The organism is Streptomyces sp. JW3 (assembly GCF_052216785.1).
Lineage (GTDB): Bacteria > Actinomycetota > Actinomycetes > Streptomycetales > Streptomycetaceae > Streptomyces.
This window is the reverse complement of sequence record NZ_JBQOUX010000227.1, coordinates 1-2,135: the sequence shown is the minus strand read 5'-3', so window position 1 is coordinate 2,135 and position 2,135 is coordinate 1. Positions and strand designations below refer to the sequence as shown.

1 pseudogene is annotated in these 2,135 nt (G+C 67.8%); it reads right to left on the bottom strand.

Annotated features, from left to right (window positions below):
• Positions 1 to 2,135: pseudogene (locus ACTT8P_RS38175) on the bottom strand (sugar-binding protein); the annotation flags it as partial.

The window sequence follows — 2,135 nt, the reverse complement described above, 5'->3', positions numbered from 1 at the left end:
CGGGCGGCGCGGCCGAGGGCGTCGTACTCGTACGTCGTGGTCCGGCCGTTGATGTCCTCCTCGGTGAGGGAGACACCTCGGCCGGGCTCGATGGTGGTGGTCTCCTCCTGGCCGAGGGCGTTGGCGGTCTTGATCTGGAAGACCTGGCCGTCGGCCGGGAGGTAGCTCGTGGCGTCCTTGTTCGTCTCGTCGTTCTCCGCGATGGCTTGGGCGTCGCGGGTGGACGTGGTGCGGCCGTAGTCGTCGTAGGTGACTTCGCCGTCCTTCACCCAGCCGCCGCCGTTGCCGGTGATCGCCCAGGTGGTGGTGGCGTTGCCGGTGGTGGGGGTCGAGCCGTACGCGCCGTCGTCGTAAGCGACGCGGGAGCCGTCGATCCAGTCGGCGGCGGTCGCGGTGTCGTCCTCGTCGCAGGTACCGGCGGTGGTCAGGGTCTGCTTGGCCAGGCCGATGAGGTGCGCGGCGGTGTTGTGGACGTACGACATCACCGTGCAGGTGTCGTCGTCCGCATTGTTGCCCGCCGGGTCGGACGACCAGTCGTTGTACTCGGTCACCTCGGTGGGCAGGCCGTAGGTCTCGTCGAAATCCGTGACCGTGTACAGGACACGGATCTTGCGCTTGTCGTCGCCGGTGCCGGAGGACCGGGTGTAGGTGAGCGACTCGGGGACCGTGATGCGCCAGGCCTTGAGGTCGGGGATGCCTCCGGAGCGGCTGCGGGATGCCAGCAGTTCGGCGTCGGGCTTGTCGACCGTCCGGGTCAGCCAGTCGTCGGCCGCGGCGGTGGCCGAGGGGTAGGTGAGGGTCTCGGCGACGCGACCCGCGAAGGGCTCCTCGTCCACCGCGATGACGGCCGTGTCGATGTCCTTGACGGTGACCGAGCGGGTGCTGCCGTCGGGGAGCTTGTCGCCGTCCATGCCGCGGAAGTAGCGGGTCTCGGTCATGCCCCGCTTGGTGGACATCAGCGGGGTGTCACTGTCGTCGCCGGTGTAGGTACGGACCCGGGCGAAACCGCGCCACTGGTCGTAGGTGCGGGTCTTCTTCTTGGAGAACTCGGCCTGGTTCAGCGCCCAGGCGCCGCCGTCGAGGTACTCGTAGGTGGTGGTGACCGGATCGACGCCGGTGAGGGCTGGCAGTTCCTGGACCGACTCGACGACGTACTTGTGGAACCAGTCAATGGTCTCCACGTCGGGGTCGGCGTTCCAGTACACCGGGAAGCACAGGCCGGTGTTCTCCTCGGGCTTGGGGAAGCCGCTGCCGGTCTTGCAGGCGCCGGTCGGCGCCTTGTAGGTGACGACGGTCTCGCCGCCGTACTCGCTGACGACCCGGGCGATACGCAGCCGGTCGAAAGCGGGATTGGGGTCGTTCGTGCCTTCCTCGACCCGGTTGGGCATGGGCTGGCTGTTGGCGAGGAACTGCACCGGGTTGAGCGCGATGACCTCGGCGTCCGTGCCGTAGCCGGTACGGGTGATGGACTCCAGCCACAGGGCCGTGCCCTCGTCGGTGAGGTCGGCGGGCAGCGACTGCTGGAGGGTCCAGCTGTCCACCTTGGACAGGGCGGTGGAACCCTGGGTCCGCTGGGTCCAGGTGGTCACCTGGGCGAGGCGCTTGCGCGACCAGAAGGTGGGGACCGGAACGTAGCACTCCTTGCCGGCGGCGCAGTACAGGTCGGCCGGGGTGTCGTACCAGATGCGGTTCTTGGCGAAGTCGCCGGAGGCGAAGTTGTCGTTGTCGTCGCCGGACGTGGTGCAGGCGATCTCGCCTTCCTTGAAGCAGCGCTCGTCCACGTCGAAGGTGACCCGGGAGATCGGGTCGGCGTACGGCTTGTCCGCCTTCAGGCCGTAGTCGATGCGCTTGAGCCAACCGCCGCGGTCGTAAGCGACGGGCGTCTTGAACTTGTTGTTCTGGGCGTAGTGGTTGGTCTCCTTCGCCCACCACAGGGTCATCGCGTTGCCGTCGGTGTCGACGACGAAGTCGAGGTTCCAGCGCCAGGCCTGGTCGCAGAAGGAGCCCGCGAAGTCATCTGCCTGGTAGCAGGGTTCGTCGAGCTGGTTGCCGGCGACAGGCACGGTCAGCACCGAGTTGGTCACCGGGTCGCCGCTCGCCGCGTCGTCGTCCAGCTTGTGCTTGCCGAAGTAGTA